Origin of the sequence: Leisingera caerulea DSM 24564 (assembly GCF_000473325.1) — a bacterium.
GTDB classification, from domain to species: domain Bacteria; phylum Pseudomonadota; class Alphaproteobacteria; order Rhodobacterales; family Rhodobacteraceae; genus Leisingera; species Leisingera caerulea.
Map to the genome: position 1 here is coordinate 1,599,194 of NZ_KI421513.1, position 22,925 is coordinate 1,622,118.

21 protein-coding genes are annotated in these 22,925 nt (G+C 64.5%); 10 read left to right on the plus strand and 11 right to left on the minus strand.

The window, feature by feature from the left end; all coding sequences use genetic code 11:
- Nucleotides 1–123 precede the first annotated feature (123 nt).
- Nucleotides 124–774: a carbonic anhydrase gene (locus CAER_RS0115110; protein WP_027236157.1), complete on the plus strand. Its 651-nt coding sequence runs from the start codon at nt 124–126 to the stop codon at nt 772–774.
- Nucleotides 775–776: 2 nt separating this feature from the next.
- Here CAER_RS0115110 and CAER_RS0115115 read toward each other — a convergent pair whose 3' ends face one another.
- Entirely contained in the window at nt 777–1,940 is a 1,164-nt protein-coding gene (locus tag CAER_RS0115115; RefSeq protein WP_027236158.1) for a DUF3095 domain-containing protein, read from the minus strand.
- A gap of 139 nt (nt 1,941–2,079) precedes the next feature.
- Here CAER_RS0115115 and CAER_RS0115120 point away from each other — a divergent pair, with 139 nt between their 5' ends.
- From CAER_RS0115120 to CAER_RS0115135, 4 genes are all read left to right on the plus strand, one after another.
- Nucleotides 2,080–3,252, plus strand: a complete 1,173-nt coding sequence (locus CAER_RS0115120) for an MFS transporter (protein WP_027236159.1) — start codon at nt 2,080–2,082, stop codon at nt 3,250–3,252.
- 82 nt (nt 3,253–3,334) lie between these two features.
- Nucleotides 3,335–4,357 (plus strand): aspartate-semialdehyde dehydrogenase, encoded by a 1,023-nt coding sequence (locus CAER_RS0115125; RefSeq protein WP_027236160.1) that lies wholly within the window; start codon nt 3,335–3,337, stop codon nt 4,355–4,357.
- 135 nt (nt 4,358–4,492) lie between these two features.
- Nucleotides 4,493–4,876, plus strand: coding sequence for a hypothetical protein (locus CAER_RS0115130; protein ID WP_027236161.1), 384 nt, complete (start codon nt 4,493–4,495; stop codon nt 4,874–4,876).
- A gap of 89 nt (nt 4,877–4,965) precedes the next feature.
- Nucleotides 4,966–6,636, plus strand: coding sequence for a DUF4139 domain-containing protein (locus tag CAER_RS0115135; RefSeq protein WP_036797329.1), 1,671 nt, complete (start codon nt 4,966–4,968; stop codon nt 6,634–6,636).
- Between the two features lie 191 nt (nt 6,637–6,827).
- Here CAER_RS0115135 and CAER_RS0115140 read toward each other — a convergent pair whose 3' ends face one another.
- The 7 genes from CAER_RS0115140 to CAER_RS0115170 all read right to left on the minus strand — a co-directional run bounded on the left by CAER_RS0115140 (nt 6,828) and on the right by CAER_RS0115170 (nt 13,797).
- A complete protein-coding gene (locus tag CAER_RS0115140) occupies nt 6,828–7,598 on the minus strand; it encodes an aldolase/citrate lyase family protein (RefSeq protein WP_027236163.1) in 771 nt (256 codons plus the stop codon).
- Nucleotides 7,599–7,613: 15 nt separating this feature from the next.
- Complete coding sequence (hpaH, locus tag CAER_RS0115145; protein ID WP_027236164.1) at nt 7,614–8,414, minus strand: 2-oxo-hept-4-ene-1,7-dioate hydratase; 801 nt, start codon at nt 8,412–8,414, stop codon at nt 7,614–7,616.
- Nucleotides 8,411–9,262, minus strand: a complete 852-nt coding sequence (locus CAER_RS0115150; protein WP_027236165.1) for a fumarylacetoacetate hydrolase family protein — start codon at nt 9,260–9,262, stop codon at nt 8,411–8,413. Before CAER_RS0115150 ends, hpaH begins: the two co-directional genes overlap by 4 nt.
- Nucleotides 9,262–10,674 carry a pyridoxal phosphate-dependent decarboxylase family protein gene (locus CAER_RS0115155; RefSeq protein WP_027236166.1) on the minus strand — a complete coding sequence of 471 codons (1,413 nt, stop codon included), beginning with the start codon at nt 10,672–10,674 and terminating at the stop codon, nt 9,262–9,264. Before CAER_RS0115155 ends, CAER_RS0115150 begins: the two co-directional genes overlap by 1 nt.
- Nucleotides 10,675–10,823: 149 nt before the next feature.
- Complete coding sequence (hpaD, locus tag CAER_RS0115160; protein WP_027236167.1) at nt 10,824–11,804, minus strand: 3,4-dihydroxyphenylacetate 2,3-dioxygenase; 981 nt, start codon at nt 11,802–11,804, stop codon at nt 10,824–10,826.
- 89 nt (nt 11,805–11,893) lie between these two features.
- On the minus strand, nt 11,894–13,405 hold the full coding sequence (gene hpaE, locus CAER_RS0115165) for a 5-carboxymethyl-2-hydroxymuconate semialdehyde dehydrogenase (protein ID WP_027236168.1): 1,512 nt from the start codon (nt 13,403–13,405) through the stop codon (nt 11,894–11,896).
- Nucleotides 13,402–13,797 carry a 5-carboxymethyl-2-hydroxymuconate Delta-isomerase gene (locus tag CAER_RS0115170; RefSeq protein WP_027236169.1) on the minus strand — a complete coding sequence of 132 codons (396 nt, stop codon included), beginning with the start codon at nt 13,795–13,797 and terminating at the stop codon, nt 13,402–13,404. The genes hpaE and CAER_RS0115170 overlap by 4 nt, the downstream gene beginning before the upstream one ends.
- Before the next feature lie 113 nt (nt 13,798–13,910).
- Between CAER_RS0115170 and hpaR the strand changes: the two genes are divergently transcribed.
- The 5 genes from hpaR to CAER_RS0115195 all read left to right on the plus strand — a co-directional run bounded on the left by hpaR (nt 13,911) and on the right by CAER_RS0115195 (nt 19,775).
- A complete protein-coding gene (gene hpaR / locus CAER_RS0115175) occupies nt 13,911–14,351 on the plus strand; it encodes a homoprotocatechuate degradation operon regulator HpaR (RefSeq protein ID WP_027236170.1) in 441 nt (146 codons plus the stop codon).
- Between the two features lie 273 nt (nt 14,352–14,624).
- Nucleotides 14,625–15,875 (plus strand): sarcosine oxidase subunit beta family protein, encoded by a 1,251-nt coding sequence (locus CAER_RS0115180; RefSeq protein ID WP_027236171.1) that lies wholly within the window; start codon nt 14,625–14,627, stop codon nt 15,873–15,875.
- A gap of 15 nt (nt 15,876–15,890) precedes the next feature.
- On the plus strand, nt 15,891–16,178 hold the full coding sequence (locus tag CAER_RS0115185) for a sarcosine oxidase subunit delta (protein WP_027236172.1): 288 nt from the start codon (nt 15,891–15,893) through the stop codon (nt 16,176–16,178).
- 26 nt (nt 16,179–16,204) lie between these two features.
- Nucleotides 16,205–19,201 carry a sarcosine oxidase subunit alpha family protein gene (locus tag CAER_RS0115190; RefSeq protein WP_051357861.1) on the plus strand — a complete coding sequence of 999 codons (2,997 nt, stop codon included), beginning with the start codon at nt 16,205–16,207 and terminating at the stop codon, nt 19,199–19,201.
- A complete protein-coding gene (locus tag CAER_RS0115195; protein WP_027236174.1) occupies nt 19,194–19,775 on the plus strand; it encodes a sarcosine oxidase subunit gamma in 582 nt (193 codons plus the stop codon). Before CAER_RS0115190 ends, CAER_RS0115195 begins: the two co-directional genes overlap by 8 nt.
- A gap of 47 nt (nt 19,776–19,822) precedes the next feature.
- On the opposite strand, the gene CAER_RS0115200 is transcribed toward CAER_RS0115195, so the two are convergent.
- The 3 genes from CAER_RS0115200 to CAER_RS0115210 form a co-directional block, all read right to left on the minus strand.
- Nucleotides 19,823–20,353, minus strand: coding sequence for a carboxymuconolactone decarboxylase family protein (locus CAER_RS0115200; RefSeq protein WP_027236175.1), 531 nt, complete (start codon nt 20,351–20,353; stop codon nt 19,823–19,825).
- 98 nt (nt 20,354–20,451) lie between these two features.
- On the minus strand, nt 20,452–21,456 hold the full coding sequence (locus CAER_RS0115205; RefSeq protein WP_027236176.1) for a GlxA family transcriptional regulator: 1,005 nt from the start codon (nt 21,454–21,456) through the stop codon (nt 20,452–20,454).
- Nucleotides 21,457–21,547: 91 nt separating this feature from the next.
- Nucleotides 21,548–22,894, minus strand: a complete 1,347-nt coding sequence (locus CAER_RS0115210) for an NAD(P)-binding domain-containing protein (RefSeq protein ID WP_027236177.1) — start codon at nt 22,892–22,894, stop codon at nt 21,548–21,550.
- Nucleotides 22,895–22,925: the final 31 nt, after the last annotated feature.

A 22,925-nucleotide genomic window follows, 5' to 3' on the forward strand; every position in this document is an offset into this window, starting at 1 on the left:
ACGTCTGCCAATCTGCGCCCGACAAGTTTTCAAAAGGTTTCCAGCAGGGTGTTCAAATCTCTCGAATTTGCGGACAATGCAGGGTATCAAGCCCGGCAACACGAATGTTGACAGGACATGACAATGGAATTTGCCAAACCCCTGCCCAGTTATCTGGTGACCCGCTACCATGGATGGAAGGCCACATCCTATGAGGAGAATCAGGGCTGGTACCGCCGCCTGGCAACCGAAGGCCAGCGGCCGCGGGCGATGGTAATCTCCTGCTGCGACAGCCGGGTGCATGTGACCTCGATCTTCGGGGCCGACCAGGGCGAGTTTTTCATTCACCGCAATATCGCCAACCTGGTGCCGCCCTATGCGCCGGACGGCGACCATCACGGCACCTCGGCGGCGGTGGAATATGCGGTGACCGCGCTGAAGGTGGCGCATCTGATCGTGCTGGGCCATTCGCAGTGCGGCGGCGTGCAGGGCTGCATCGACATGTGCAAGGGCCAGGCGCCGCAGCTGGAAGAGAAGACCAGCTTTGTCGGCCGCTGGATGGAGATCCTGAAGCCCAAATTCGAGGGTGTGGCGGATATCGAGGACCCGGTGGACCAGGCGCGCCAGTTTGAGCGCCAAGCCGTTGTCGCGTCTATGGAAAACCTGATGACTTTCCCGTTCATCGAATCGGCGGTCAAGGCCGGGGAGCTGAGCCTGCACGGGCTGTGGACCGATATCGGCGAGGGCGGGCTGGAATGCTACGACCCCAAGACGGGGGCTTTTCTGCCGGTCTGAGGTCAGACCTTTTCTTTGCCGTTTCCGAATGCAGCCGCCAGATTGGCGGCTGCTTGCGTATAGCCGCCCGCGGCCCCGTCGACAAAATGCACATGGGCGTCCTCAACCGGGGAGGGCACGATGCAGGTGACCAGCGCGGCGTCCTGTTCATGCAGGCCGAACTCAACCAGCCCGGCCTCTGCCGCCCGCTCCAGCTGGCGGCGGATCCGGTCGCGGATGCCGGCCGTGCAGTCCAGCGTCATCTTCAGGCCGTCGTCGAACTTGCGGAAATCCGAGTTGGCCTTGAGCACGGACAGGTAATGCACCGGGTCAAACCTGCCGGCCCGCCGTTTGCTGAGGAAGATCAGCCCGGCGAGGGCGCTGTGCGCCAAAAGATAAAGCTTCCGTAAAATCAGAGGGGTTTTGCCGCGCGAGGATTGCGCCTCCAGCGCCAGCCCGGCGGGCGGAAAGCCCAGTTTGGGCCCGGTTTCGGGGACCGGGTGGCCGTTGTCTTTCAGTTCGCCGGCCACAGCCAGCAGGCGGGAGGAGAACCGGGCAAATGCCTGCGGGTCCGCGCCGGGCGCGGGCTGTGCCACCACCGACAGGATGATGCCGTTGCGCGCGGGCGTGTTGCTCCAGCGGCAGGAGAGGCCGGAGAGATCGGGCGCTTCGGCCTGCGGGTCAGGCGGCACCTCGAAGGCGCCCGCCTTCATCTGCGCCTCGGCCCAGGCCAGGCCGCCGCCGCTGAACATGGCGAAATCGGCGTGGTCCGACACCGCATAACGGGCGATTCTCACGTCCTGCCCCTCTGTCCGGATCCAGCGGAGCGGCAGCATGGCGGCGCGCAGGCTGACGCCGAATTCCGTCTCGGTCCAGCTGCGCAAAGCGGCCAGAACGCGCCGGGCGGTCTCCTGGTGGCGCGGCGGCACCGCAAAGGCGGCGCCATCGCCGCCGAAGATGTACGGAAAGGCCTCGCCCGGCAGCGCGTTGCGCATGGCGGCGATCACCGCGGCACCGATCATGTTCACAGTCTTGTAGCGGCCGGCCGCGACCAGCGCGGTGGAGTTCACGATATCGGTGCAGCACAGGTGCCAGTCCGGCGGCAGCGGCGCAAAGGCTTCCGGAGCGGACAAGCTGTCAAAGCTGCGGACCTTGGGGAGGCTGTCGTAGAAGCTGTCCGTTGTCATGCGTTCCCGCTCCGGTCCTTGGCCCCGGTGATCCGTGCCAGAGGTCTGTTTTTGTGACCTGCGGTTTCTACCTAAACAATTTGTGCGCCGGGGCCAAACATGCAAGCTGTGCGGCGGAAACAAAAAACGGGGACGGAAGATGCAGGCCGGATTGATCTTGTTGTGCCTGGCCTATGTGCTGAGCCAGTTTTTCCGCGCTTTCCTGGCGGTGCTGTCGGGGGTGCTGGGGCAGGATATCGGCGCGGCGCCGGATGACCTGGCGTTTGCCTCGGGCATGTGGTTCCTGTCCTTTGCGGCGATGCAGCTGCCGGTCGGCTGGGCGCTGGACCATGCAGGCCCGCGCCGGACAGCGGCGGTGCTGCTGCTGCTGGGCGGCGGCGGCGGCGCGGCGCTGTTTGCCGCGGCCACGGCGCCCCTGCATGTGAGCATCGCGATGTTCCTGATCGGCATCGGCTGCTCGCCGGTGCTGATGGCGTCCTATTATATCTTTGCCCGCCAGTATCCGCCCGCCCGCTTTGCCACCCTGGCGGCGCTGATGCTGGGGGTGGGTTCGGCCGGCAATCTGGTCGCCTCGTATCCGACCGCGCTGGCGGTGGATCTGTTCGGCTGGCGCGGCACGCTGGCGGGGCTGGCGGCGGTGTCGGTCGCGGTGGCGGCGGGGATCTTTGTGACGGTCAGCGACCCGGACAAGCCGGATGGCGAGCATAAAGGGTCAGTGCTGGACCTGCTGAAGATGCCGGTGATGTGGGCGATCTTCCCGCTGATGCTGGTGGCCTATGCGCCTTCGGGCGCGCTGAGGGGGCTGTGGATCGGACCCTACCTGAGCGATCTCTACGGGCTCAGCACCCAGCAGGTGGGGCTGGCGACCCTGGTGATGGGCGCGGCTATGATTGCCGGGACCTTTGCCTATGGCCCGCTGGACCGGATGCTGGGCACCCGCAAATGGGTCATTCTGGGCGGCAACCTGCTGGGCTGCGCGGCGCTGGGCGGGCTGATCCTGGCGGGCGGGCTGCCGGTCTGGATGCCGGTGGTGCTGATGGCCGCCGTTGGGTTCTTTGGCGCGTCTTTCCCGGTGATCATGGCGCATGGCCGGGCCTTTGTGCCGCCGCACCTGGCGGGGCGCGGCGTGACGCTGCTGAACTTCTTTGGCATTGGCGGCGTGGGAATCATGCAATTCGCCACCGGCCGCATTCACGCAAATCTGGCTGGAGCAGACCCATCCTTGCCCTATACGGGCATTTTCGGCTTCTTTCTGGTGTGCCTGGCGGCGGGATGCGCAATTTATCTGCTCAGCCGCGACAGCATGGACTGATCCGCCCCTTTAAACTTTTGCCCGGAGGCATTATCACTCCCGCGCCGGCCATGGGGCCGGGCAATACTGGAGAAACAGACAAATGGGTTACCGCATCGTCGTCGTTGGCGCCACTGGCAACGTGGGCCGCGAAATGCTGAACATCCTGGCCGAGCGCCAGTTCCCTGTGGATGAGATTGCTGTGCTGGCAAGCCGCAAATCTCTCGGCACCGAAGTCAGCTTTGGCGATAAGACACTCACTACCCAGGATCTGGACACCTTTGATTTCACCGGCTGGGACATGGCGCTGTTTGCCGTGGGCTCCGCCGCGACCAAGGATTACGCGCCCAAGGCGGCGGCTGCCGGCTGCACCGTGATCGACAACTCGTCGCTGTACCGCTACGATCCGGACATCCCGCTGATCGTGCCGGAGGTGAACCCGCAGGCGATCCACGGCTATGCCAAGAAGAACATCATCGCCAACCCCAACTGCTCCACCGCGCAGATGGTTGTCGCGCTGAAGCCGCTGCATGACCGCGCCAGGATCAAGCGCGTTGTGGTGTCGACCTACCAGTCGGTGTCCGGCTCCGGCAAAGACGCGATCGACGAGCTGTGGGATCAGACCAAGGCGGTTTATAACCCGACCCAGGACGTGCCGCCGAAGGTCTATCCCAAGCAGATCGCCTTCAACGTCATTCCGCATATCGACGTCTTCATGGACGACGGTTCGACCAAGGAAGAGTGGAAGATGGTGGCCGAGACCAAGAAGATCGTCGATCCGGCGATCAAGGTCACCGCGACCTGCGTCCGGGTGCCGGTGTTTGTCGGCCACTCTGAATCCATCAACATCGAGTTCGAGGACTTCCTGGACGAGGACGAAGCCCGCGATATCCTGCGCGAGGCGCCGGGCATCATGGTGATCGACAAGCGCGAAGCCGGCGGCTACGTGACCCCGGTGGAATGCGTCGGCGATTTCGCCACCTTCATCAGCCGCATCCGCCAGGATTCGACCCTCGATAACGGCCTGAACCTGTGGTGCGTCAGCGACAACCTGCGCAAGGGCGCGGCGCTGAACGCGGTGCAGATTGCCGAACTGCTGGGCCGTGAGGTCCTGAAGAAGGGCTAAGCCTTATATCCTTTTGGTGAGGGGGCCGCTTCGGAAGAGGCGGCCCCTTTTCTTTTGCACGGCTGCCGGGGCGCGGGCGGGCCCGGTAATTTGAAGGGGAGAGCACAGCAACCGCCGCAGACAGAGGAAACCGCCATGATCGCCCTGCAGGATTTCAGCACCGCCACCCCCGCAACGCAGATGCTTCCGTCCTTTGCTCCGCTGCAGCTGCCGCAGCGATCCGCCGCCGCGGCACGCCCTGAGCCGCAGCGCCAGCCCCGGCTGAGCTGCGTTACGGCGGCTGAACTGAAGCAGCATGTCGCCAGCGAGTTCAGTTCTGCCGGGGACTGGTTCACCCTGTGCCGCGGGCTGCGCCGCAAGGGGCTGTGCCTGCGGATGCGCGGCGAGGATCTGTGGCTGTTCGATGCAACCAGCCTCACCGCGATCTCCTCCTGCGAGGATCTGGGGATCGACCCGGAGGAGCTGGAGCTGCGGTTTGGCCCGTCGCAGCCGCAGCGGCCCTCTGCCCAGGCGGCCTGAGCGTTCTGGCCACGCCGGGGGCGGAAGGGTAGGCTTGGCGTCAGGCGGGCGGGTTTTGCCCGCCCTGTTTTCCTGATTGAGAGATGCCAATGCGATTTTCCTTGATGGTTTTTGCCTTCTCCTGCTGTGCCTTGGCTGCCGCGCCGGCGGCGGCGGACGAAATTCCGGTCAGCAGCCGGGTGTCCCAGGTGACCCTGTACCCGGGGCTGGCCGAAGTGACGCGCAGCGCGGCGCTGACGCTTGCCGAAGGGCGGCACCGGCTGATCCTGCAGAATGTGCCGCACTCTGCGCGGCTGAGCAGCCTGCAAGTGGAGATCGCCGGGGCCCGCCGCCTTGCCACGCAGCTGCGCCAGGATTACGTGCCGCCGCGCGATGCGGATGATCCGCAGATCGACGCCGCCAAGGCGCGTGTCCGCGAGGCGGAGGCCCGCATCGCTGCGGTCCGCGATGAGGCGGAGCGGGCCCGGGCCGGTGTCAGGGCGGCGGAAGCCGCGATCGGCTTCCTGCAGCAGCTGGGCGGCAACGAGGGGCTGGCGCAGGCCGATGCTGCCGCGCTCAGCGCGATTGCCCGGATGATTTCGGAAGAGGCCGCGGATGCCAGCCAGGCGGCAGTGGCCGCCGGGGCTGAGGCGCGGCGGATTGAGCTGCAGCTGGAGAATCTGGAGGAAGACCTGGCAGAGGCCCGCGCGGCGCTGGCGGCGCTCATGCTGGAAGACCGCGACCGGCTGTTCATTGCGGTGGATATCGAGGCTGACCAGGCGGGCGAAGGCGCGGTGACGGTCCGCTATCTCACGCAAGGTGCCGGAAGCATCGGCTGGCAGCCGTCTTATGAAATGCACCTCAGCACCGGGGACGCTGCTGCGGATGCGGCTGAAGTCACCCTGAAGCGGGCGGTGCTGCTGGCTCAGGACACCGGCGAGAACTGGCAGGATGTGGCGCTGACGCTGTCGACGGCAACACCTTCGGGGCAGGGCAGCCCCTCTGCGCTGCATCCCTGGCTGCGCCGGCTTGAGGCGCCGGAGCTGCCGCGGGCGCAAAAGCGGCTGAATTCGTTTGAGTCTGACATGGGATCCCTGGCGGAGCCGGCGGCAGAGGCGGCCGCAGTTGCTGAGGAGGCGCTTGAGTGGAGCGCGGATCGCAGCGGTGCTGCTGTCACCTACCGGTTTGGCGCGCCGGTCACCGTGGCCTCCGGCGCCGATCTGCTGCGTCTGGAGATGGACAGCCTGACTTCGGCTGCCGAGGTGCGGGCGGTGGCGGTGCCGTCGCGGGATGAGACCGCCTATAGGGTGGCAGAATTCACCAACAGCTTTGGCGAGCAGCTGCTGGCCGCGGCTGACGTGCCGCGCTTTGCGGATGGCAAGCTGATTGCGGTTGAGGATTTTGCAGGGCTGGCGCCGGGGGCGGAGATGGAGGCCGGGTTCGGCCCTGTCGAGGGTCTGCGGCTCAGCCGCGATGTGCTGGATCAGAGCGAAGGCGGCCAGGGGCTGATCACGCGCAGCAGCCAGCAGGTGCAGGCGGTGGAGATCGAGGTGGAGAACCTGACCGGGCAGGACTGGCCGGTGCGGGTGCTGGACCGGGTGCCCTATTCGCAGCAGGACGATCTGGAGATCGGCTGGAGCGCCAAACCGCGGCCTGCGGAGACGGATGTGGAGAAGCAGCGCGGCATCCTGGCCTGGGACCTGGAGCTGGCAGCAGGTGAAAGCCGCACCATCCGGCTGGACACCACGCTGAACTGGCCCGAGGGTATGGTGCTGCGCTGAGGCTGGCGTTGCGCATGTCCGCAGCGGGAATGCTCCCGCCCGTCGTCAGGTATTGAAAATCCCTTCCTCCCGTTGGGCGTGGCACCGCGCAGAGCGCGGTGCCACGCCCAAGGCCGCTGCCGCTGCGCTGGCAAAGCCAGGGCTGCGGCCGGGCACGGGAGGGCTTCTTTTTTGCGGCTTGCGCTTGGTGGCTAGACTGCCTTCCACTTGGCAGCGAGATCGCGGGCGTTTCTGGCCAGCACCATCACGTCAATGCCCACCGCCAGGAACTGCGCGCCCATGTCGGCGTAGGCCTGGGTGGCCTCATCGGTGGTGCCGAGTATGCCGGGGGCGGTGCCTGCGGCCTTGATGCGGGTTATGGCATCGGCGATCACCGCACGGACCTCCGGGTGGGCGGAGTTGCCCTGGTGGCCCATGTCGGTGGACAGGTCCGCGGGCCCGATGAAGACGCCGTCGATGCCCTCGACCTGCAGGATCTCGTCCAACGCGGCCATCCCGGCGCGGTTTTCCACCTGCACCAGCAGGCAGACCTCCTGATCGGCGGTCTGGATGTACTCAGAGACCGAGCCGAACATGGTGGCGCGCGCCGCCGTGGCGCCGACCCCGCGCACGCCCTTGGGCGGGTAATGGCAGGCACGGACCAGCTCGCGGGCCTGATCAGCGCTTTCGACAATCGGCACCAGCACTGTCTGCGCGCCCGCATCCAGCACCTGCTTGATCATCCAGGTCTCGCCCACAGGCACCCGCACCACCGGATGGCTGGGAGAGGCCGCCAGCGCCATCAGCTGGTCGCGGATCGAGCGGATGTCGTTGGGCGCATGCTCGCCGTCGATCACCAGCCAGTCAAAGCCGCAGGTGCCCATGATCTCGGCGATCTGGCCTTCGGCAAAGCTCATCCAGCAGCCGATCTGGCGCTCACCCTTGGCAAGGGCCTGCTTGAAAGTGTTCTTGGGCGCGGGCATGGGCGAGGCCTCCTGTCAGGCAAAGTTGATGGATACGGAACCGAAGGGGCCGAAATCAGCGGTGATTTCCGTACCCGGCGGGCATTCTATGGGGCGGATGAAAGAGCCTGACAGCACGATATCCCCGGCCTCGATCTGTTGTCCATATTCCGCCATCCGGCGCGCCAGCCACAGGACCGAGGTGACGGGATCATTCAAGACGCCGGCGCCGAGGCCGGTTTCCTCCACCGTGCCGTTGCGCGCGGCGATGGCACCGGTCCAGCGCAGGTCGTGGGCGTTCGGGGCGTGGCGTTCGGCCCCCAGCACCAGGCCGGCGTTGGCTGCGTTGTCGCTGATGGTGTCGGTGATGATGCGGGGCTGGCCGGTATCCGGGTCAGCACGCAGGATACGGGTGTCGAGGATTTCCAGCGAGGGAGCCACATAGTCTGTTGCGGCCAGAACGTCCGCGCGGGTGCAGTCGGCGCCTGCGAGGGGGGACTTCATGACAAAGGCGATCTCCGCCTCCACCCGCGGCTGGATGAAGCGGCCTGCGGGGACGGTGGCGCCGTTTTCAAATGCCATGTCGTCCAGCAGCACGCCGCTGTCGGGCGTGGTGATGTTCAGCGCTTGCTGCATGGCGCGGCTGGTGAGGCCGATTTTCCAGCCGATTTTCTTGCGGCCGGAGGCCAGTTTTTGCCTGATTAGAGCCTGCTGGACCGCATAGGCATCGTCCAGCGTCATGCCGGGATATGCCAAGGAGAGCAGGCCGCATTGCTGGCCGGTTTGCTCGGCTTTGAACAGCCGGTCAGCGGCGTCTTGATGCTGCTCCGGGGTCATGTCTCATCCTCAACCGTGTTGCGCAGGATGCCGATGCCCTCCACCTCGACCTCGACTACGTCGCCGGGGACCAGGTATTTTGGCGGGTCGAAGCGGGCGCCGGCACCAGTGGGGGTGCCGGTGATGATCACGTCGCCGGGCTGCAGGGTTGTGAAGGTGGAGATATAGGCGATCTCCTCGCGAATCGGGAACATCATCCGGCTGAGGGTGTCATCCTGACGGACCTCTCCGTTCACGCGGGTGAGGATGCGCGCGTCATCCAGCTGGGCAGCATCGGTGAAGGGCACCAGCCAGGGGCCGATAGCGCCGGAGTTGTCCCAGTTCTTGCCTTGCGTGACGTTGAATTTGGCGTGGCGCACCCAGTCGCGGATGGTGCCCTCATTCGCCAGTGTTAGAGCCGCAATATGGTCGTAGGCATCCTCCGGTTTGATCCGGCGCCCAGCTTTGCCGATCACCACCGCAACCTCGCCTTCGTAATCCAGCGTGTGGTTTTCCGGCGGGCGGATCAGCGGGCGCTCTGCCCCGGTGAAGGAGCGCGGGAAGCGGGGGAACAGGGACATGTGCTTGGGCTGGGCGGAGCCATCCTTGTATTCCGCGTTGCGGTCCGGAAAGTTGACGCCGACGCAGATGATCTTTTCCGGGTTGGGGATCGGGATCTCATAGGTGAAATCGGTGTGGGTAACGGGTTTGCCCTCGGCGGCCTCTGCGAGTGCGGGCAGGCCGTCTGCCGCGATCACGTCGCGCAGGGTGGGCCAGTGCGGGAATTGCGGGGAGAGGGCGATCATGCCTGCGTCTGTTACTGCGCCATAGAAAGTCTCGCCGTCGGCAGTGTAGGTGGCAAAGCGCATCAGGTCAGGCTCCTTGCGATTTCGGTGATGACATCGAAGGCCATCATCACGTCGGCTTCGGTGGTCTCGAACTGGCCCGCCTGGAAGCGGATCACCAGCTGACCGTCGAGGCGGGTCTGGGTCAGGTAGATGCGGCCGTCGTCGTTGATGGCATTGACCAGCCGCAGATTCAGATCGTCCAGATCCGCAGCGCCTTCGGGCGCGTATCGGAAGGACCAGAGCGACCACATCGGCGGGGTGGTGATCTGGAAATCAGGCTCTGACTGGAGCTTTTCGTGGAGCTGGGTCGACCAGTTGATGTGGTTGCGCAGGCGCTGGCGCAGGCCCTCCAAACCGTAGGTGCGGATCAGGAACCAGATCTTGAGCGCGCGGAAGCGGCGGCCCAGCGGCACCGACCATTCGGAGTAGTTGATGATGCCGTCATGGCCGTGGGTTTTGAGGTATTCCGGGCTGATGGCGAGTGTCTGGACCAGATCATCCGGGTTCTTCAGGAAATGGGCGGAGCAGTCGAACTGCACGCCAAGCCATTTGTGCGGGTTGAAGACGATGCTGTCGGCGCGCTCCACTCCCGGCCAGTAGTGCCGGTATTCGGGGCAGATCATGGCGGAGCCGGCCCAGGCCGCGTCCACATGGGTATAGAGACCGTATTTTTCGGCCACATCCAGCACCTTGTCGACCGGGTCTGTGGCGCCAACGCCGGTGCCGCCGACGCAGAGAATCACGCCGGCGGGCTGACGGCCAGCGGCGAGGTCGGCCTGAATGGCCGCCTCCAGCGCGTCCGGGTCCATGCCGCGCCAGTCGCCCTTGATGGGGATGCGGATCAGGTTCTGCTGGCCGATGCCTGCAACCCAGATGGCGCGGTCGATGGAGGTGTGGACCTCCGACGAGCAGTAGATGCGGAGCGGCTTTTGGCCGAAAAGCCCCTGTTGGTTGCCCTGCCAATTCAATGCCTTTTCCCGCATTGTCAGGACGGCGGCGAGGGTGGCGGAAGAGGCGGAGTCCTGGATCACGCCCTGGAACTGGTCCGGCAGGTCCAGCGCCTGGCGCAGCCAGTCCATCATCCTGGTTTCCATCTCGGTCGCCGCGGGGGAGGTCTGCCACAACATGCATTGCGGCGCGATGGCGGCGGTCAGGAATTCGGCCAGCACAGAGGGTGCGGCGGCGTTGGAGGTGAAATAGGCAAAGAAGCGCGGGTGCTGCCAATGGGTGATGCCGGGCATCACGATGTCCTCGAAATCGCGGAAGATCGCCTCCATACCCTCGCCGTCCTCGGGCGGGGTCTGGGGCAGGGCATTCAGCACCTCGCCGGGCTCGGTCCTGGCGCGCACCGGGCGGTCGCCGACGGTCAGGTGGTAGTCCTGCGTCCAGTCCGCGACCTTGCGGCCCCATTCGGAGAATTCATCCCAATTCATCTTTTCATACTCTCAATGGACGCGGGGCGGTCCTCAATTTCCATATCTCCTGCCCGGCGGAACCGCCGGGCCGCGCCTGCCTGCCCCCCCGGCAGGCGCGTTCGCGTCCGCCCAAGCAGCCGCGCCTCTCAGCTATGATATTGCGAGGTTCAAGGTGCGATAATCGGCTGGGCGTTCAAAGCGCTGGGTTTCGCAGTGGCGCCTTCAAACACCGAGCCTTCCTCGAACCAGCTGCGCGGCGCCGGGGCGCCCCAGAGGGTCTGGCGCTGCGGGTCGGTGAGTGACCATTTGATCGGTTCCAGGTCCGGATCGACGGTCTGGTAATCGGAGCAATAGATCTCAATCCGGTGGCCATCAGGGTCGCGCACATAAAGGAAGAAGGCGTTGGAGATGCCGTGGCGGCCGGGGCCGCGCTCGATGTTGTCCACGTAGCCGGTGGTCGACATCAGGTCCAGGAGGTCGATGATGTTCAAGGGGTTCGGCACCCAGAAGGCGGTGTGGTGCAGGCGGGGGCCAAGGCCGTTGGTGAAGGCCACGTCATGCACGCCGCCCTTGCGGTGCATCCAGGCGGCCCAGATCTTGCCGCTGTCGTCATCCTCGGTGAACTCAGTCACGCGGAATCCCATCTCGTTGTAGAACGCGACGGAGGCATCCACGTCCGCCGAGAACATGTTGAAATGGTCGATGCGCAGCGGTTTCACCCCGTTGTAGAGCCTGTATTTCTGGTGGATCGGCTCCAGCCGGTCCATTTTCACATAGAACTCCAAGGGGATGCCCCAGGGGTCGCGGGTGCGCAACGTGCGGTCCATGTGGGGGCGGTCGACCCATTCCACCGGCAGGCCCTTGGAGGCGAAGAACTCCGCCGCCTTGTCCAGGTCCGGCTCGTCATAGAGCTTGAAGCCGAGGACACCGACCGAGGCGGTGTCTGCTTTCGCCAGCACGATGCAATGGTGGCCGCGTTCCTCCATCGCGCGCAAGTAGATGCGGCCTTCGTCCTCATGCGTCACTTGCAGGCCGAGGGTGTCCACGTAGAAGGCGCGGGAGGCGGCGAGGTCGGTGACGCGGTATTCCACATGGCTGAGCCGCACGATGTTGAAGGGCGGGTAGAGGTTCGGGGCGGGAACAGGCATGGTTTGAACCTTTCACTTGAGGCCGGGGCGGGAGCGAGGGGCCGGCCCCTCGCGCACCCCGGGATATTTTGAGCCGGATGAAGAGCGGATCAGGCGCCAAGGCGCGGGATTTTGTGGTGGCCCAGGGCAAAGCCGATGTGTTTCTGTTCCATATAGAACTCGAAGCTCCAGTCGCCGCCGTCGCGGCCGATGCCGCTGGACTTGACCCCGCCAAATGGTGTGGGCAGGTGGCGGACGTTTTCCGAATTCACCCAGATCATCCCGGCCTCGAGCGCGTTTGTGAAGCGCAGGGCGCGGGTGAGGTCGTTGGTCCAGACATAGCCGGTGAGGCCGTACTGCGTGCCGTTGGCCAGTGCCAGAGCCTCATCTTCGTCCTTGAAGCGGATGGATGTGAGGACCGGGCCGAAGATTTCCTCCTGCGCGATGGTCATATCGTTGGTGGCATTTGTGAACAGCGTTGGACGGACGAACCAGCCCTTGTCGCCCGCGCGGGTGCCGCCGGCGGCGATGGTGGCGCCATCCTGTTTGGCAGTCTCGAAGTAGGAGGTGACCTTGTCGAAATGCACCTTGTGGATCAGCGGGCCGACCTCGGTGGCCGGATCCAGCGGGTGGCCGACCTTGATGCTGTTGACGCGTTCGATCAGCTTGGCCTCGAATTCGTCAGCGATGCTGTCCTGCACCAGGAGGCGCGAGGAGGAGGTGCAGCGCTCGCCATTGAGCGAGTAGATCATGAAGATCGCCGCATCGAGCGCCCGGTCGAGGTCGGCGTCGTCAAAAACCACCACCGGATTCTTGCCCCCCAGTTCGAAATGCACACGCTTCAGGGTGTCTGCGCCCTGTTTCATGATCATTGAGCCGGTTTTGGACTCGCCGACAAAGGCGATGGCCTTGATGTCCTTGTGTTCGGTGAGAGCCTTGCCCGCGTCCTCGCCAAAGCCGTTGACCAGGTTCCAGACGCCCGGCGGCAGGCCTGCCTCATGGGCGATTTCGGCCAGGATGCGGGCGGTGAGGGGGGAGAATTCGGCAGGTTTGTGGACAACGGTGCAGCCGGCGGCCAGCGCGGGCGCGATCTTCCATGTGGACAGCATGAAGGGCGTGTTCCAGGGGGTGATCACGCCAACCGGGCCGATCGGGACGCGGGTGGTCACGTTCATCAGCGTTGGCGATTGCAGCTGCTGGCCGTCGCGGGCGGAGGCGGCCTTGTCGGCGAAGAAGCGGAAGTTCTCGGCGCCGCGCAGCGCCGCCTTGGACATGAAGCGCAGGGCCTGGCCGGTGTCCCAGCATTCGCAGAGCGCAATCTCTTCGGCGCGTTCGACGATCAGATCGGCAATGCGGTGCAGGACCTTTTTGCGCTCCAGCGCAGGCATGTCGCGCCAGGCGGGGAAGGCCTCCCTGGCGGCCTGGGCGGCAGCGTCGATGTCCTCGGCACTTCCCTTGGCAACCGAGCAGATCACGCTTTCATCCACCGGCGAGGACGTCTCAAACGTGGCGGCGGAGGCGGCGGGGCGGCTTTCGCCGTTGATCAGGTTCAGGATGCCGTCCGTGCGGAAGCGGGCCAAGTGGCGGTTCAGCGTTTCGGTGTTGGTGGCCAGATCGCTCATGACGGGTCCGCCTTTTGCATATGGTCGCGGATGGTGCCGCATTTCGGGGAAAGCTCCGGGTCGATGTCGCGCATCTCCAGCGAGAGCGCGATGGAGTGCTGCTGCAGGGCCGACTCCAGGAACGCCCGGGCCGCGTCGAACACCGCCTGGGCGGCGCGTTTGCGGGTGTCGAGATCGCGGCCGGCCCGCAGCCGCACTGAGATGTCGACATAGCCGTGCCGGTCATCGCCATCGGCAATCGAAACGTGATTGGCCGCAAAGGCCCGCACCCGGATGCCTGCCAGCGGGAACACGCCGGTGGCCGCTGCCGCCTGCCGCAAGTGGCGGCACAGCGCGGCAATATCAGTGCGGTCCTCCATGTTGGGGGAATAGTCCAGCGTGATGTGCGGCATATCCAGCGTCCTCCTGAATTGCTTAACATGTTTAGCAAATGGAAGGTCGCTGGTCAAGCAGAAGAAATTCAAGCAGCAATTGCGTTTAGCCTGAAGCGGGGTGATAATCGCCTATGACCAAGATGATGCCGGCCACCGACCGTTCGCTGCCAATAGCTCTGCTCCGGGCGCGGGAACGTGTGATGGGTCCGATCCGGGCGCTGCTGAGCGGGGCCGGTCTGACCGAGCAGCAGTGGCGGGTGCTGCGGGTGGTGCAGGAGGACGGGCCGATTGACCCGACCCAGATTGCCGACAAGGCCTGCCTGCTGCTGCCAAGCCTGACGCGGATCCTGCAGAAGCTGGAGGAGAAGCAACTGATCAGCCGCGCGCGCGACAAGGAGGACCGCCGCCGCCAGGTGGTGCGCATCGCGCCTGCGGGCGAGAAGGTCATCGCCGACAACATTGAGGCGAGTCTGGAGCTGATGAACCGCACCCGGGCCAAGATGGGAGCAGAGCGCTATGAGGCGCTTTTGGACCTGTTGAATGAACTGGACCAGATCGACCTGTCAGAGTGAGTCGTTTCTGCCGCATTTGGCGCGGATGCCGGATCGGGTGACGCAAACCGCGCGTCATGTGGGGTTTTGGCGGCTTCGCGGGGGAAGTGCGCTTTTTTCTTTTAAATCAGCGAATTGATGGGGTTTGCGCCTGACTGTAGTCCAAAATGGGTTGCCGGATCTGAATGGGCGAACTGACGCTGATGACGCAAATGGCGCGTCCGGTGTCCGAAATCCCCCTGTGAGGTGACGCATTTCTCACTCAATCTGCCGGGGACAGTTGATGAGGACATCATGCGGTACTCCGGCCTGAAAGTGATCAAGGAGGCCCTGACGGGCCACAAGGGATGGCGCCCGACCTGGCGCGATCCGGAACCCAAGAAGAGCTACGATGTGGTGATCATCGGCGGTGGCGGGCATGGGTTGGCGACGGCCTATTACCTGGCCAAGAACCATGGGCTAACCAATGTCGCGGTGATCGAGAAGGGCTGGATCGGCGGCGGCAACGTGGGCCGCAACACCACCATTATCCGCTCCAACTACCTGCTGGACGGCAATGAACCGTTTTATGAGCTGTCGCTGAAACTGTGGGAAGGGCTGGAGCAGGACTTCAACTACAACGCCATGGTCAGCCAGCGCGGCATTCTGAACCTGGTGCATACGGACGCGCAGCGTGATGCGGCGCGGCGGCGGGGCAATGCGATGATCCTGAACGGCTCGGATGCGGAGCTGCTGGACACCGATGGCGTCCGTGAGATGTATCCGTTCCTGAACTTCAACAACGCGCGCTTTCCGATCAAGGGCGGGCTGCTGCACCGCCGCGGCGGCACCGTGCGCCATGATGCGGTGGCCTGGGGCTATGCCCGCGGTGCCGACCTGCGCGGGGTGGACATCATCCAGAACTGCGAAGTCACCGGCTTCAAGATCGAGAACGGCAGATGCCTGGGTGTGGAAACCACCAAGGGCTTTATCGGCGCCAACAAGGTGGCGAGCTGCGTGGCCGGCTCCTCCAGCCGGGTGATGGAGAAGGCTGGGATGCGCCTGCCGATCGAAAGCCATGTGCTGCAGGCCTTTGTGTCCGAGGGGCTGAAGCCGGTGCTGGACGGGGTGATCACCTTTGGTGCGGGCCATTTCTACTGCAGCCAGTCGGACAAGGGCGGTCTGGTCTTTGGCGGCGATCTGGACATGTACAACTCCTATGCGCAGCGCGGCAATTTGCCGGTGGTCGAGGACGTGATGGAAGGCGGCATGGCCCTGATCCCGGCGCTGGGCCGAGTGCGGATGCTGCGCAGCTGGGGCGGCATCATGGACATGTCGATGGACGGTTCCCCCTTCATCGACAAGACCCATATCGACGGCCTCTATTTCAATGGCGGCTGGTGCTACGGCGGGTTCAAGGCGACCCCGGCCTCGGGCTGGTGCTATGCGCATCTGCTGGCGACCGACACGCCGCACAAGGTGGCCACGGCCTACCGGCTCGACCGGTTCCGCCGCGGCTGCATGATTGATGAAAAGGGCCAGGGCGCCCAGCCGAACCTGCACTGAGGAAAGGAGCACACGATGATTATCACCCATCCGATCCTCGGGCCGCGGGATTCACAGGAGTTCACCTATCTGGGCGACGCAAGCCTAATCGACCGGCCGGACTGGCAGGCCGCGGACGCAGCGGATCAGTTTCACGATTACCTGTACCTGCGCGACAACCCGGCGGGCGAGCACCGCGAGCTGTGGTTCCACGAGCAGGGCGACCGGTCCTGGCTGGTGGTGACCCGCAACACCGTGACCCATGAAATCCTGAATGTCGAACTGGCCCGTGATGTGGCCCGGGCAAGGGGGCGCAGCAAATGACTGACGCAGTGATCAATGCCGGTGCCATGGCGTTCCGCGCCGATGGCAGCAATGGCGCCCGAAAGGGTGTTCAAGCGAACCGTCTGGACGGGGGGCTGATCAACGGCGCCAAGAAGCTGGGCTTCACCTTTGATGGCAAGCGCTACCAGGGGTTTGAGGGCGACACGCTGGCCTCAGCGCTGCTGGCCAACGGCGTGCGGCTGATGGGCCGGTCGTTCAAGTACCACCGTCCGCGGGGCGTGCTGACCTCCGGCTCGGAAGAGCCGAACGCGCTGGTTGAGCTGCGCAGCGGCGGGCGGCAGGAGCCGAACACCCGCGCCACCGTGGCGGAGCTGTATGACGGGCTGGAAGCGAACTCGCAAAACCGCTGGCCGTCGCTGAAGCATGACTTCATGGCGATCAATGACCGGTTCTCAAACTTCCTGACCGCGGGATTTTATTACAAGACCTTCATGTGGCCTGCGGCGTTCTGGGAGAAGCTGTACGAGCCGATTATCCGCAAGGCGGCGGGTCTGGGCAGCATCAGTTTCGAGGCCGATCCGGATGCCTATGACAAGGGGTTCCTGCATTGCGACCTGCTGGTGATCGGGTCTGGCCCCACCGGTTTGATGGCGGCGCTGACCGCTGGCCGGGCCGGGGCGCAGGTGATCATTGCCGATGAGGACTTTCTGCTGGGCGGGCGCCTGAATGCCGAGAGTTTTGGTGTCGGGGATCTGACCGGTTCCGCCTGGGTGGCGCAGGTGCAGGCCGAGCTGGCCGCGATGCCGAACGTGCGGGTGATGCCGCGCACCACCATCATCGGCGCCTTTGATCACGGCATCTATGGCGCGGTGGAGCGGGTAGCGGATCACGTGCTGGCACCGGAAGCGGGCAAGCCGCGGCAGATCCTGTGGCGGATCTATTCCAAGCGGGCGATGCTGGCGGCGGGGGCCACCGAGCGTCCGATTGCGTTTGAGAACAACGACCGTCCGGGCGTGATGCTGGCGGGTGCGGTGCGCGCCTATGCCAACCGCTGGGCGGTGACGCCGGACCAGACGGTTGCGGTTTTCACCAACAACGACGACGGCCACCGCACCGCGGCGGACCTGATCGCTAAGGGCGTGAAGGTCACGGCGGTGATAGACACCCGCGCGGATGCGCCTAAGGTCGAAGGCGCGGAGCTGCTTGCCGGTGCCCAGGTGATCGACACCAAAGGCCGGCTGGGTCTGGAATGGGCGCAGGTGCGCCTGGCAAACGGCTCCACCCGCGACGTGCCTTGCGGGGCGCTGGCGGTGTCCGGCGGCTGGAACCCTAATGTGCATCTGACCTGCCACCAGCGCGGCCGCCCGGCCTGGCGCGAGGATATTGCCGCCTTTGTCCCCGCAGGCGAGCTGCCGCAGAATATGTCTGTGGCGGGTGCCGCCAATGGCGATTTCTCCACCGCTGCCGCGCTGCGGGCCGGTGCCGAGGGCGCTGTGGCCGCGCTGTCGGAGCTGGGGATCGAGGCGAAAGCCGCAGATCTGCCCGAGGCCGAGGATGCCCCGGTCAACGTGACACCCTTCTGGTATGTGAAGGAAGGCAAGGGCCGCGCTTGGCTGGATCAGCAGAACGATGTGACCGTCAAAGACGTGAAACTGGCGCATCAGGAGAACTTCCGCTCTGTCGAGCACCTGAAGCGCTACACCACCCTGGGCATGGCGACCGATCAGGGCAAGACCTCCAACATGGGCGGTTTGGCGATCATGGCCGAACTGGCGGGCAAGCAAATCCCCGAGGTCGGCACCACCATGTTCCGCCCGCCTTATACGCCAGTGTCCTTTGGGGTGATGGCAGGCCGGTCTGTGGGTGAGGAATTCCGCCCCACCCGCAAAACCCCGAGCCATAAATGGGCCGAGGAACAGGGCGCGGTGTTTGTCGAGGTGGGCCAGTGGCTGCGCGCGCAGTGGTTCCCCAAGGCGGGCGAAACCCATTGGCGCCAGTCGGTGGACCGCGAGGTGCTGCAGACCCGCAATTCTGTCGGCGTCTGCGACGTGACCACGCTGGGCAAGATCGACGTGCAGGGCAAGGATGCCGCCGCGTTTCTGAACAAGATGTACGCCAACGCCTTTGCCAAGCTGCCGGTGGGCAAGGTCCGCTATGGCCTTATGCTGCGCGAGGACGGCATTGCCTATGACGACGGCACCGCCGCGCGCTTTGCCGAGGATCATTTCGTGGTGACCACCACCACCGCCAACGCAGTTCTGGTCTACCGCAACATGGAATTTGCGCGCCAGTGCCTGTTCCCTGATATGGATGTGCAGCTGATCTCGACCACCGAGGCCTGGGCGCAGTTCGCGGTGGCGGGTCCGAATGCCCGCAAGCTGTTGCAAAAGGTCGTGGACCCTGAGTTCGACATCTCGAACGAGGCGTTCCCCTTCATGGGCTGCGGTGAAATCACTGTGGCGGGCGGCTGCCGGGCGCGGCTGTTCCGGATCTCCTTCTCGGGCGAGCTGGCCTATGAGATCGCGGTTCCGACCCGCTATGGCGATGCGATGATCCGCAAGCTGATGGAGGCGGGCGAGGAGTTCGGCGCGGTTCCCTATGGCACCGAGGCGCTGGGCGTCATGCGGATCGAAAAGGGCCATGCGGCCGGCAATGAGCTGAACGGGACAACTTCGGCGCTGAACCTTGGCATGGGCCGGATGGTCAGCAAGAAGAAGGACTGCATCGGCAACGTGTTGAGTGAGCGCGAAGGGATGAACCAGGAGGATGCACTGAAGCTGGTTGGGTTCAAGCCGGTGGATTCAAATGCCACTGTCTATGCCGGCGCGCATTTGATGAACTCTGATGGCGAGGTCAGTGCGGCCACCGATCAGGGTTATATCACTTCGGCGGCCTATTCGCCGGTGCTGAAATCCTCGATCGGGATCGGCTTCCTGAAGAACGGCGATGCCCGCAAAGGCGAGGTCATCCGTGCGGTCAATCCGCTGGAAGGGCACGAGACCCAGGTCGAAGTCGTCAGCGCGCATTTTGTGGATCCGGAAGGGGAGCGTCTCCGTGGGTAAGTTTGATAATCATGGTCTGAAAGCCATCTCTCCGCTGGGCGGGCATGAACCGCGGGCGGACACTTTCACCGGGCTGCTGATCCGTGAAGTCACCGACCGGGCGCTGGCCTCTTTGGCGATACGCCAGGGGCAGGCGGAAGCGGTGAACGCCGCGGCCGCCTCGTATCTGGGCGGTCCCCTGCCGGAGCCTGCCAGCTGGAGCGCGGCAGGGGAGTTTGCCGCCTGGTGGATGGGCCCGGATCTGTGGATGGTCTCTGCGCCGCATGACAGCCACGAACTGCTGGCGGCTGATCTGAAGCAGGCGGTGGGCGAGGCTGGATCGGTGGTGGAGCAGACCGATGGCTGGTGCTGTTTCGGCTTGGAAGGCGTGCGCTGTTTTGATGTGCTGGAACGGCTGTGCAACGCCAATGTCCGCGCGGGCAAAGCGGGCGATGCGACCCGCACCTCGATGGAGCATCTGGGTGTTTTCCTGCTGTGCCATGAACCGGGCCAGAGATATTCGATCATCGGCCCGCGGTCGTCGGCGGCATCGCTGCATCATGCGCTGGTGGCGGCGGCCAAGTCGGTGATCTGATCGCCGCGAGAAAGACGAAACGCCGCGCATAGTCTGCGCGGCGTTTTTTATCGGCTTGCAGTAAGGCGCCGCATCACCGACAGGTCGCAGGCTGTCGCATGGCCCATTGCGCGCTTGATGCCTGGCAGCATCGCAGCCCCGTTCATGGCAAAAGACAGCTCAATCAGACCGGCATCGCCGTAGGTGCCGGTTACTGCGCTGCGGGCTTCTGGGTCGTCCTCGCGCCGGGCGGTGACCGCGTCGGCCAGCCGGACAACTGGGGCAAGTTCCGGCGGCAGGGTCTGGAAATCTGCCCTGAGGACGTCGTTGATAAGTTCCTCATCCAACCCGCCGGCCCGCGCCAGATTGATCTCGACCTCAACGCAGGTGCCGCAGTCTGCGGCAAGTGCGCCGCGCAGGCGGGCAGCGTGGTAGGCGGCAGCCGGAACGTGGCGGTTGGGATCAAGAAACCCGAAAATCCTGTTGTAACGCGACAGCAGGGAAAAATTCGTCCGCGCGATGTGGCGGACATAATCCAGGCTTGCGCCAATCCGCTTTTCCGCGCGGCGGATAAAAAATGTGGCAACTGCGGTCAGCATCACCGTGTCCTCTCAAAACAGGTTGCACCTATAGGGAGAGTTTAGCGGCTGCCGAGGACCCTGGCCCGGGGAATTGCGCCGCAACTGCCCCGAATGCGTCAGGCAGAGGGGATCGGCCGGTTGTCCTGGACCCGGAACAGGTTCACCTTGCGGCGTTCCTCCTGCGGGGTGACGCCGAAGCTGTCGCGGTAGTGCTGCGACAGGGTGGAGGAGGTGGCGTAGCCAACCGCATTTGCAATCGAAGTGATCGAGTCGCGGGAGTACATCACCAGCTGCCGCGCCGCGTTCATCCGCAGGGTACGGTAATAGATCGCGGGGCTTTGGCCGGTGGCGGCCTTGAAGCTGCGTTCCAGCTGGCGCGGCGAGACGCCGATTTCGCTGGCCGCATCGCGGATCGACACCGGGTGCTCCAGGTTGTCGGCAAACAGTTCAACCGCTTTGGCGACCGGCGGCGGCAGGCTGTCGGCGGTGCTGTCGGTCTTGAAGGCAGGGATCTTCTGGCGCACGCCCTCGGCCCGGACCATCGGGTGCTGGAACCAGCAGGCGACTTCGGTCATCACCGCGTCGCCCAGGGCCTGTTCAATAAGTTTCAGAGACAGGTCGAACATCGCCGCGGCGCCGCTGGCGGTAAAGCGGCGGCGGTCGAGGACAATCACGTCGTCGACGGTGGCCAGCGACGGGAATTCGGCGGAAAACGCGGCCTTGTAGCACCAGTGCACCGAGCAGCTGTGGCCGTCCAGCAGGCCGGAGCGGGCCAGCGGGAACACGCCGCCGGAGACCGCGCCCATTTCGGTGCCATGGCGGGCGAGGTGGCGCAGCTTGCCGTTGGAGCCCTTGGGATCTTCGAATTTGCCTTGCGGGCTGGACAGCAGGAACAGGGTGTCGATGTCCTCAGTCTGGTCCAGGGAGCAGTCGGGCTGGAACGCCACATTGGCGGAGGCGTTCACGCTGGCACCGGTTTCGGAGATCAGCTTCCATCGGAAAGTTTCGGTGCCGGCAATTTCATTTGCCGCGCGCAGGGGTTCGATGGCCGACGTCAGGCAGGCCATTGGAAAGCCGGGAAAAATCAGAAAACCGAGGGTCATGGTGTTGTCGCGCTGCATGGGGTTGATCTTAGCTTGCGAAGAGGGATTCGCACAGCAGCGAAAGGGTGCCCGCACCGTACAGGAAGGGAAACGGCGCGGGCGCATCTGCTTAGTTCTGCAGATATGCTTCCAGCGAGTCGTCCAGGGCGTCCTTCCACGGGGTGTGGTGCACGGGCGCCATGGTGCCGGTGATGACCGATTTGTAGGAGTTATTGCGGAAGGCCATGATGTCCTTGGCCTTGTGGCCCTTCCACTCATAGAAGGCCTGGCAGGCGCCGGCCACGTCGAAGGTCGGGTAGTCGGTCTCCTCAATCAGCTCCAGCACATAGTCGCCCTGGTATTTGATCGCGTATTTGACGTCGTCCGAGGCTTCTTCGCGCTCTTCGCGTTCCTTGACGTCGGCCAGCAGGGTGTCCTTGTCGGCGGGGATTTCGATCTTGCCCATGATCGCGTCGCGGACCCACCAGGCCTGGGCGTCGAACATGTTGAAGGTGAACCACTGATCCTGCATGCCCAGATAGAACATCTTGGGGTTATGCACATAGACCACGCCCTTATACAGGTCGGCGGCGGCCAGGCGGTTGGCGGTCTTCAGGCGCAGATCGTCCGGCAGGAAGTTGAAATAGTGCTTGTAGCCGGTGCAGAGGATGATCGCGTCGACCTGCTTCTGGGTGCCGTCGACGAAGGTGGCGGTGTTGCCGCTGACCGATTCCAGCGCCGGTTTCTCTTCCCAGTTGTCCGGCCATTTGAAGCCCATCGGCGCCGAGCGGTAGGAGGAGGTGATGGACTTGCAGCCGTATTTCCAGCACTGGGAGCCGATGTCTTCGGCGGAGTAGGAGGCGCCGAGGATCAGGATGTCCTTGTCCTTGAACTCGCGTGCGTCGCGGAAGTCGTGGGCGTGCAGCACGCGGCCGTTGAAGGTGTCGAAACCGGGGTAGAACGGCACGTTCGGGGTCGAGAAATGGCCGGAGGCGCAGATCACGTGGTCGAAGTCTTCCTTGTAGGTGCTGTCCTTGGAGTGGTCGTGCACGGTGACGGTGAAGTTGCCCGCGTCCTCGTTGTATTCGACCCAGCGGATGGCGGAGTTGAAGCGGATCCACTTGCGCACGCCGGCCTTCTTCACGCGGCCTTCGATATAGTCGAACAGAACCGCGCGCGGCGGGTAGGAGGCGATCTGCTTGCCGAAATGCTCCTCAAACGAATAGTCGGCAAATTCGAGGCCTTCCTTGGGGCCGTTTGACCACAGGTAGCGGTACATCGAGCAGTGCACCGGCTCGCCGTTTTCATCCAGGCCGGTGCGCCAGGTGTAGTTCCACAGCCCGCCCCAGTCGTCCTGCTTTTCAAAGCAGACGATCTCCGGAATCTCTTCGCCCTTGTTGGCGGCGGATTGGAATGCGCGGAGCTGGGCCAGGCCGGAGGGGCCGGCGCCGATGATGGCGATTCTCTTCTTGGTCATGTGGCTCTCCCATTGGTATAGACCAATATGT

What these genes read in the sequence shown, in the direction of transcription:
- hpaE (WP_027236168.1), bottom strand. Translation starts at nt 13,405, where the DNA reads ATGAGCGATCTGGCCACCAACACCGAAACGCTGAACCGCCACTTGGCC.
- CAER_RS0115210 (WP_027236177.1), bottom strand. Translation starts at nt 22,894, where the DNA reads ATGACCAAGAAGAGAATCGCCATCATCGGCGCCGGCCCCTCCGGCCTG.
- CAER_RS0115155 (WP_027236166.1), bottom strand. Translation starts at nt 10,674, where the DNA reads ATGAATTGGGATGAATTCTCCGAATGGGGCCGCAAGGTCGCGGACTGG.
- hpaD (WP_027236167.1), bottom strand. Translation starts at nt 11,804, where the DNA reads ATGCCTGTTCCCGCCCCGAACCTCTACCCGCCCTTCAACATCGTGCGG.
- CAER_RS0115170 (WP_027236169.1), bottom strand. Translation starts at nt 13,797, where the DNA reads ATGCCGCACATCACGCTGGACTATTCCCCCAACATGGAGGACCGCACT.
- CAER_RS0115190 (WP_051357861.1), top strand. Translation starts at nt 16,205, where the DNA reads ATGGCGTTCCGCGCCGATGGCAGCAATGGCGCCCGAAAGGGTGTTCAA.
- CAER_RS0115115 (WP_027236158.1), bottom strand. Translation starts at nt 1,940, where the DNA reads ATGACAACGGACAGCTTCTACGACAGCCTCCCCAAGGTCCGCAGCTTT.
- CAER_RS0115135 (WP_036797329.1), top strand. Translation starts at nt 4,966, where the DNA reads ATGCGATTTTCCTTGATGGTTTTTGCCTTCTCCTGCTGTGCCTTGGCT.
- CAER_RS0115120 (WP_027236159.1), top strand. Translation starts at nt 2,080, where the DNA reads ATGCAGGCCGGATTGATCTTGTTGTGCCTGGCCTATGTGCTGAGCCAG.
- hpaR (WP_027236170.1), top strand. Translation starts at nt 13,911, where the DNA reads ATGACCAAGATGATGCCGGCCACCGACCGTTCGCTGCCAATAGCTCTG.
- CAER_RS0115130 (WP_027236161.1), top strand. Translation starts at nt 4,493, where the DNA reads ATGATCGCCCTGCAGGATTTCAGCACCGCCACCCCCGCAACGCAGATG.
- CAER_RS0115140 (WP_027236163.1), bottom strand. Translation starts at nt 7,598, where the DNA reads ATGCCCGCGCCCAAGAACACTTTCAAGCAGGCCCTTGCCAAGGGTGAG.
- CAER_RS0115205 (WP_027236176.1), bottom strand. Translation starts at nt 21,456, where the DNA reads ATGCAGCGCGACAACACCATGACCCTCGGTTTTCTGATTTTTCCCGGC.
- CAER_RS0115185 (WP_027236172.1), top strand. Translation starts at nt 15,891, where the DNA reads ATGATTATCACCCATCCGATCCTCGGGCCGCGGGATTCACAGGAGTTC.
- CAER_RS0115180 (WP_027236171.1), top strand. Translation starts at nt 14,625, where the DNA reads ATGCGGTACTCCGGCCTGAAAGTGATCAAGGAGGCCCTGACGGGCCAC.
- CAER_RS0115125 (WP_027236160.1), top strand. Translation starts at nt 3,335, where the DNA reads ATGGGTTACCGCATCGTCGTCGTTGGCGCCACTGGCAACGTGGGCCGC.
- CAER_RS0115110 (WP_027236157.1), top strand. Translation starts at nt 124, where the DNA reads ATGGAATTTGCCAAACCCCTGCCCAGTTATCTGGTGACCCGCTACCAT.
- CAER_RS0115150 (WP_027236165.1), bottom strand. Translation starts at nt 9,262, where the DNA reads ATGCGCTTTGCCACCTACACTGCCGACGGCGAGACTTTCTATGGCGCA.
- CAER_RS0115200 (WP_027236175.1), bottom strand. Translation starts at nt 20,353, where the DNA reads ATGCTGACCGCAGTTGCCACATTTTTTATCCGCCGCGCGGAAAAGCGG.
- hpaH (WP_027236164.1), bottom strand. Translation starts at nt 8,414, where the DNA reads ATGACCCCGGAGCAGCATCAAGACGCCGCTGACCGGCTGTTCAAAGCC.